This is a genomic window from Streptomyces sp. NPDC008139 (assembly GCF_042957025.1).
GTDB lineage: Bacteria > Actinomycetota > Actinomycetes > Streptomycetales > Streptomycetaceae > Actinacidiphila.
Window position 1 is genome coordinate 265,247 of record NZ_JBIBHM010000013.1, and the last position, 6,888, is coordinate 272,134.

Below are 6,888 nucleotides of genomic sequence, written 5' to 3' on the forward strand. Positions count from 1 at the left end.
CCCTAGCCGTCCCCTGCCGCCCGGCGTCTGCGCCCGCTCAGGCCGACTCCGCCGTGCCCTCGGGGTCGAAGCCGGGGAGCCACGCGTTGAGCTCGTCGCGGAGCCGGACCGTCGCGCCGAGCTGGCACAGCACCCCGACGGTGCTGAGGGTGACGCGGTGGATCAGCAGATAGGAGGGCGGCAGATTGAGCTGCTTGCCGAGCTGGTGCGCGGGTGAGCGCGGGTCGGCGATCCGGGCCGCCTGAGCGCGCATCCACGCCCGGTCGAAGGTGAACTCCTCGCGCCCTGCCGGTTCGATGATCGGCCGCAGATAGTCCAGCACGGCCTCGGCGTCCAGCTTGATCGTCGGCTTCACGAAACCCTCCTGGCGGAGCATCGCGTAGACCTCGTCGGCGTCGCTCTCCAGGGCCAGCCGCAGGGCGGTGCCGATCGGCAGCGGCAGCCCCTCCGGCAGCCGGTCGACGGTGCCGAAGTCCAGCACGCCCAGCCGCCAGCCCTCGGCGGGCCCGTCGTCGACCAGCAGCCGGAAATTCCCCGGATGCGGATCGGCGTGCAGCAGCCCGGTGCGGGCGGGCCCGGCGAACAGGAAGTGCGCCAGGAGCTGCCCCGCGCGGTCCCGCATCTCCTGACTGCCCCCGGAGATCACCTCCGACATCGGCACGCCGTCCATCCACTCGGTGACCAGCACCTCGTCGGCCTGGTGCACCACATCCGGCACGTGGACGTCCGGGTCCTCGGCGAACTCCTCCGCGTGCGCGTGCTGCGCCCTGGCCTCCAGGGCGTAGTCCAGCTCCTCCTCGACCCGCTCGCGCAACTCCACCAGCAGCGGCTTCACGTCCACCCCCGGCACCAGCGGCCCGAACAGCCGTGCCACCCGGCCCAGTTGCGTCAGGTCGGACAGCAGCGCGTCGCCCGCCCCCGGATACTGGACCTTCACCGCGACCTTGCGCCCGTCGCTCCACACCGCCCGGTGCACCTGGCCGATCGACGCGGCGGCGGCCGGGGTGTCCTCGAACTCGCTGAACAGCGAGCGCCAGTCCTTGCCCAGCCGCTCCGCCAGCACCTTGTGCACGGTGCGGGCGGGCATCGGCGGGGCGGCCTCCTGGAGCTTGGTGAGCGCCGCCCGGTAGGGTCCGGCGATGTCCTCCGGCAGCGCCGACTCGAAGACCGACAGGGCCTGGCCGAACTTCATGGCCCCGCCCTTCAGCTCGCCGAGCACCTTGAAGAGCTGTTCCGCGGTCCGCTCCTGCAACTCCGTCGCGACCTCGTCGGCCGGTCTGCCCCCCAGCCGCTTTCCCAGTCCGAGCGTGGCCCGTCCGGCGAACCCGAGAGGGAGCGCCGCCAGCTTCGCGGTACGGGTCACAGCCTTGCGCGGAAGATCAGACATGCGCCCCTCATTTCCCGTCGGTCACATGGCCATTGTGCCCCCCGGTACCGGCGCCCCGTCCCAGCGAGCACCGGTTGTCGTCGGCTCCGCCGCTTTGCCCCCGTCTGCGTCGCCCCAGGTGTCCCGGCCGTCCCGCGCCCCGCGGGCGGTCCCGGCACCGCACCCGCAGCGGCTGTCACCGGGCAGCGCCCTGACCTTGGTGGTGAGCCGGGACAGCGACATCTCCACCCGGCCGCCTACCCCCGGCGCCACCCGTCCATCCAGGTGCGCCAGCACGTGTCCGGCCGCCAGCCCGGCCACCGAGGTGGCCAGCGCGATGTCGCAGGCGGGCACCGCGGGCTGCCGCCCCGACCTGAGCTGGGCCAGCATCCGGGGCCAGGCCGGGTCCTCGTCGGCCAGCCGCAGCCCCAGGCACTCCCCGCACGCCGTCCGCCCCGGCAGCACCAGCGGACCGACCACGCCCGTCCCCTCGACTACACCCGTGTAGAGATGCGGCACCCCGGAGGCGACCAGCCGCCGGGACTCGCCCGGATCCGGCGCCCAGGCGTCCAGCCCGTCCCTCGGCGCGATCACCACCACCGTGGCGCCGGGCCTGCCGCGCTCGCCCGGCGTCGTGCGCGGACCCGGCGCCGCCCGCCGTACCGCGCCACGGGCCGCCGCGTCCCGCCGGTCCCCGATGTGGTCGGCCGGGATGCCGCCGGGGCCGGTGTCCCACGGCTCGACGCGCCCGCTGTCCAGCACGTCCACCGAGCCCACCCCGGCCGCCGACAGCACCGAGGCCACGGCGGCGCCGACCCGCCCGGCCCCGTGCACCCGCACCCGTGCCGCCCTGCGGTGCCGTATCCGGCCCGCCGCCCCGCCGGGGCCGGGGTGGACCACGGAGAGCGCCGCCAGATCGGGTCTCAGCCGGTCCAGGGCCGCCGCCCGGTGCCGTACCGCCTCCGCCAGCGCGCCGTGCGCCGCCGCGTCGTCCAGCACACCGCCCTCGGCGAGCAGCCCCAGCAACCGTCTGACCTGCGCGGGCCCGAGGCCCAGCGCACCCGCGTCACGGGTCAGCGTGTCGGCGCCGCGCGTGCCGTCGAGCAGGTCGAGAAAACCGGCCGCCGCGCCGTCGACCGGCTCCAGCACCACCGCGTGCGCCGGGTCCACCCCGAACTGCACGCTCTCCCTGTCCCGCCAACTGCGGCGCAGCGCGCTCTTGAGCATGGGACGCATGACCGTCACCCCCGTCCATCCGTTCACTCGATCCACCAGGAGGTCCACCGGGAGGTCCACCAGGAGGTCCACCGGGAGAGCCACCCACCGGCCAGCCCGTCCGGTCCAGCGACCCGCCCGGCGAAATTCCCCATTCCGACTTCCCTCGTCACTCTCCGTAAGCGACAGAACTCAGCATGCCATTTCCCGGCGAAACTCCCGGAGAGTTATCCACAGGTTGTGGGGGATAGTCGTTCAATATGCGTATGAAGCGAGGTGATTCCCATGCGAACCGGCCGGGAGACGGGACTTCCCGGACGCGCAGCGGGTAACGTCGAAGGCGTGTCCGCCGATCCAGCGCGTAGCCTCTCCAGCCAGCCCGCAAGCGGCCTACGGACCAATGCGGTGGAAGTGCGCCGCAGTGCCCGCAGGCGCCGAACGGTTTCGGCATATCGCGACGGCGACCGAACTGTCGTGCTGATTCCGGCCCGAATGTCGGCGGCCGAGGAGCAGCGCTGGGTGACCACGATGCTGGAGAAGCTGGCGGCGCAGGAGAGCCGCCGGATGCCCGGCGACGACGAGCTGGCCGCCCGCGCGGAACGGCTGTCCGAGCAGTATCTGCTCGGCCGGGCCGTGCCCGACACGGTCCGCTGGGTCACCAACCAGAATTCCCGCTGGGGCTCGTGCACGCCCTCCGAGGGCAGCATCCGCCTGTCGCACCGCCTTCAGGGGATGCCCGAGTACGTCATCGACTACGTCCTGTTGCACGAGCTGGCGCACCTGCTCGTGCCGGGACACGGCCCGAGCTTCTGGCGACTGCTGGAGAGCTATCCGCGCACCGAGCGCGCCCGCGGCTTCCTGGAGGGCGTCGTGGCGGCCGACCGGCTGCCGCATCCGCCCGGTTCCCGCGAGGAATAGCCGCTGTCGGCACGACCGGTTAGCCTGTCGCCACGTCGGCGCGGCACCACAGGCGCCGCATCGCGAGCGCAGCAATGAGGGGATGGGGGACGGTCGTATCCATGGCCAGGGAATTCCAGCGTGGCCACAAGGCCAAGATCAGTGATCTGACGGCGGGGACGGATCTGTATGTCGGTGTACAGATCTCCGGCCCCGGCCTGACCTTCGACATCAGTTGTTTCGGGCTCGACGACAAGGAACAACTGTCGGACGACCGTTACTTCATCTTCTTCAACCAGCCCAAGTCGCCCGAGGAGTCGATCCAGCTCCTCGGCGCGCAGTCCGGCGACACCGAGTCCTTCCGCGTCACTCTCGACCGCATACCGGCGAACGTGCACAAGCTGGCGTTCACCGCGACGATCGACGGCAACGGGCAGATGTCGCAGGTCGCCCCCGGTTATCTGCGGCTCGTCGCGGGCGGTGAGGAAGTCGCCCGGTACGCCTTCACCGGCGCGGAATTCACCACCGAACGCGCCGTGATGGTCGCGGACATCTATCTCAAGGACGTGTGGCGTTTCGCCGCCGTCGGCCAGGGCTTCGACGGCGGGCTCGACGCGCTGTTGCGGAATTTCGGCGGCGAGGTCGCCGAGGACGAGCCCGCCGCGCCCGAGCAGGCCGCGGCCCCCGGCTTCGCGCCGCCCGGCGCCGTACCCGGCTTCGCACCCCCGCCCGGCCCCGCGGCGGCCCCCGCTCCGGCCTTCGGAGCACCCGCGCCGGCCGCCCCCGTACCGCCCCCGGCTCCCGCGCCCGCCTTCGGCGCGCCTCCCGGCCCGCCCGCCGCGCCCGCGCCCCAGGGCTTCGCGCCGCCGCCCGGCAACCCCGGCCTCCACCAGGCGCCCACCATGGTCGCGCCCCTGACCGCGCCGCCTGGCCAGGCCCCGCCGGGACAGCCGCCCTTCGGCCAGGTCCCGCCGCCCGGCGCGCCCCCCGCCGCCCCCGGATTCGGCGGTCAGCCGCCCTTCGGCCAGGTGCCGGGCCAGCCGGGTCCCCTCGGCCCGCCCGGCGGCGGCTACGCGGCCCCCGCCGTCCCCGCGCAGAACGCGGGCCTCGCCGCCGCCATGCAGAAGTACCGCGAGACGCCCACCGGCCAGCGCTGGACGCAGCAGAATCCGAAGATGATGCGCGCCGACCTCGGCCAGGGCGGCGGCCAGCCGGTCCTCGCCCGGCAGGGCAGCATGGTGCTCTACCAGGGCAAAGTCGATTTCGGCTACAAGGGTGCCGGTTTCACCGGCCGCATCGTCGGCAACGCCACGGGCCAGGAGATGCAGCTCATGCGCTGCACCGGCGGCGGCCAGGTCTTCTTCGCGGAGAACGCCGCCTATCTGCACCCCATCGAGCTCCAGGGCGACGCCATCTGCGTTTCCGCGGAGAATGTGCTGGCCTTCGACGAATCCCTCCAGCACGAGGTGCGCAGGATCGAGGGCCACGGCATCCCCGGCGGCGCCCTGTTCACCATGCAGTTCCAGGGCACCGGCACGGTCATCGTGAAGACGCACGGCACCCCCGTGGTGCTGCCCGTCACCCCGACCACCTACGCGGACAGCAACGCGATCGTCGCCTGGTCGGCCGCCTCGCAGGTGATCGTCTCCAGCCAGGTACGGCTGCGCAGGACCGCGTATCCCGGCCACAGCGGCGAGACCGTGAACCTCCAGTTCCGCGGCGCCCCCGGTAATTTCATCGTCGTCCAGCCCTACGAGGTGTGACCCGCCATGGACCAGCAGATGATCGCGGGCTACGCACCGGCACCGGTGGCCGCCCGGATGGAGAACCACGGCTCGTCGATGCTCAAGGTCGCCATGGTGACCGGCCAGGACCTCTTCGCGCGCACCGGCTCGATGGTCGCCTACGAGGGCTTCGTGCAGTACGAGCCCAACCCGCCCGCCGTCCGGCAGATGGCCTCGGCCTGGCTGACCGGCGAGAGCGCCCCGCTGATGAAGTGCAGCGGTGACGGCCTGCTCTACCTCGCCGACTACGGCGCCGACGTGGTCTGTCTCAATCTCAACAACGAGTCGGTCTCCGTCAACGGCACGAATCTGCTCGCCTTCGACGCGCACCTCACCTGGGGTGTCGAGCGGGTCAAGGGACTGGCCAAATTCGCCGGTCAGGGCCTGTTCAACGTCGCGGTCAGCGGTCAGGGCTGGGTCGCGGTGACCTCGCGCGGCACGCCGATCGTGGTCGACTGCGGCAGCGGCGCCGACGAGACCTACGTCGACCCGGACGCGCTCGTCGCCTGGTCGTCGGGGCTGAAGATGAAGGCCAAGCGCAGCTTCAGGGCCGGGGCGCTGATCGGCCGCGGCAGCGGGGAGGCCTTCCAGATCGCCTTCTCCGGCCAGGGCTTCGTGGTCGTCCAGCCCAGCGAGGACAGCACTGACCGTCTCCGGATCCGGGGCTGAGGGGGAGCGACACCATCATGCAGAGCCCGCTTTTCGCATTCACCGAGGTCCAGAACCAGGACCACTACACCTTGCAGAATTCCTACCTCCTGCGGGTCCGCCTCGACGGCAACACCGGCCCCGACTGCCTGGCCCGCAAGGGCTCGATGGTCGCCTACCAGGGCATGATCGAATTCGACGGCGAGTACCAGTCGCAGGGCCAGCGCGGCGCCCGCCGCCACACCGGCGAGGGCCTCGACCTGATGCGCTGCTCCGGGCAGGGCACCGTCTACCTCGCCAACCTCGCCCAGCAGATCCACATCCTGGACGTCGACCACGAGGGCCTGACCGTCGACAGCGCGTACGTCCTCGCGCTCGACTCCGGGCTGCACTGGGACGTGATCGCGGTGGACAGCCAGTTCGGCCTGTCCGGCACGGGCGCGTACAACCTCAACATCTCGGGGCAGGGCAAGGTCGCCCTGATGACGTCGGGCAAGCCGCTGCTGATGCCGGTCACGCCCGACAAGTACGTGTCCTGCGACGCGGACGCCGTGGTCGCCTGGTCGACCAGCCTGCGCGTCCAGATGCAGGCGCAGACCAGCAGTTCCTCCGTCTTCCGCCGCCGCGGCAACACCGGCGAGGGCTGGGAGCTGAACTTCGTCGGCCAGGGACACGTCCTGGTCCAGCCCAGCGAGCTGATGCCGCCGCAGAACGCGGTGATCGGCCAGGGCGTACGCGCCCAGTACGGCATGGGCCCGCAGGGCCACGGTCAGAACCAGGGCAACATCTGGTCCAACTGACCTCGCCGCACGAAAGCCGCTGACCCCGTCGTACGAAGGCCGTGAAAAGCCGCACAAAAGAGGTGGGGGGGGGGGCCCCGGGGGGGGGCCCCCCCCCATTTTAAAACCCGGGGAGGGGCGCGGCCCGCCGGGGCGGGTGACGGCCCGCCCCGCGCGGGAGGGGGGGGGGTGGGTCGCC

At 72.2% G+C, this 6,888-nt stretch carries 6 protein-coding genes; 4 read left to right on the top strand and 2 right to left on the bottom strand.

Annotation, left to right across the window (positions count from 1 at the left end):
- Nucleotides 1-37: 37 nt before the first annotated feature.
- Together ACFZBB_RS27355 and ACFZBB_RS27360 are read right to left on the bottom strand one after the other, a co-directional pair.
- On the bottom strand, nt 38-1,387 hold the full coding sequence (locus ACFZBB_RS27355) for an AarF/ABC1/UbiB kinase family protein (RefSeq protein ID WP_355348681.1): 1,350 nt from the start codon (nt 1,385-1,387) through the stop codon (nt 38-40).
- Nucleotides 1,388-1,408: 21 nt separating this feature from the next.
- On the bottom strand, nt 1,409-2,602 hold the full coding sequence (locus ACFZBB_RS27360; protein WP_391127487.1) for a ThiF family adenylyltransferase: 1,194 nt from the start codon (nt 2,600-2,602) through the stop codon (nt 1,409-1,411).
- Between the two features lie 264 nt (nt 2,603-2,866).
- Here ACFZBB_RS27360 and ACFZBB_RS27365 point away from each other — a divergent pair, with 264 nt between their 5' ends.
- From ACFZBB_RS27365 to ACFZBB_RS27380, 4 genes are all read left to right on the top strand, one after another.
- A complete protein-coding gene (locus ACFZBB_RS27365; RefSeq protein ID WP_391127489.1) occupies nt 2,867-3,499 on the top strand; it encodes a YgjP-like metallopeptidase domain-containing protein in 633 nt (210 codons plus the stop codon).
- Between the two features lie 101 nt (nt 3,500-3,600).
- Nucleotides 3,601-5,241 (top strand): TerD family protein, encoded by a 1,641-nt coding sequence (locus tag ACFZBB_RS27370; RefSeq protein ID WP_391127491.1) that lies wholly within the window; start codon nt 3,601-3,603, stop codon nt 5,239-5,241.
- A 6-nt stretch (nt 5,242-5,247) separates the two neighbouring features.
- Nucleotides 5,248-5,931: an AIM24 family protein gene (locus ACFZBB_RS27375; protein ID WP_391127494.1), complete on the top strand. Its 684-nt coding sequence runs from the start codon at nt 5,248-5,250 to the stop codon at nt 5,929-5,931.
- A 17-nt stretch (nt 5,932-5,948) separates the two neighbouring features.
- A complete protein-coding gene (locus ACFZBB_RS27380; RefSeq protein WP_391127497.1) occupies nt 5,949-6,710 on the top strand; it encodes an AIM24 family protein in 762 nt (253 codons plus the stop codon).
- The last annotated feature ends 178 nt before the right edge of the window (nt 6,711-6,888 follow it).

Excerpts from the sequence above, each read along its gene's own strand:
- ACFZBB_RS27355 (WP_355348681.1), bottom strand. The coding sequence starts at position 1,387 with ATGTCTGATCTTCCGCGCAAGGCTGTGACCCGTACCGCGAAGCTGGCG.
- ACFZBB_RS27360 (WP_391127487.1), bottom strand. The coding sequence starts at position 2,602 with ATGCGTCCCATGCTCAAGAGCGCGCTGCGCCGCAGTTGGCGGGACAGG.
- ACFZBB_RS27365 (WP_391127489.1), top strand. The coding sequence starts at position 2,867 with ATGCGAACCGGCCGGGAGACGGGACTTCCCGGACGCGCAGCGGGTAAC.
- ACFZBB_RS27370 (WP_391127491.1), top strand. The coding sequence starts at position 3,601 with ATGGCCAGGGAATTCCAGCGTGGCCACAAGGCCAAGATCAGTGATCTG.
- ACFZBB_RS27375 (WP_391127494.1), top strand. The coding sequence starts at position 5,248 with ATGGACCAGCAGATGATCGCGGGCTACGCACCGGCACCGGTGGCCGCC.
- ACFZBB_RS27380 (WP_391127497.1), top strand. The coding sequence starts at position 5,949 with ATGCAGAGCCCGCTTTTCGCATTCACCGAGGTCCAGAACCAGGACCAC.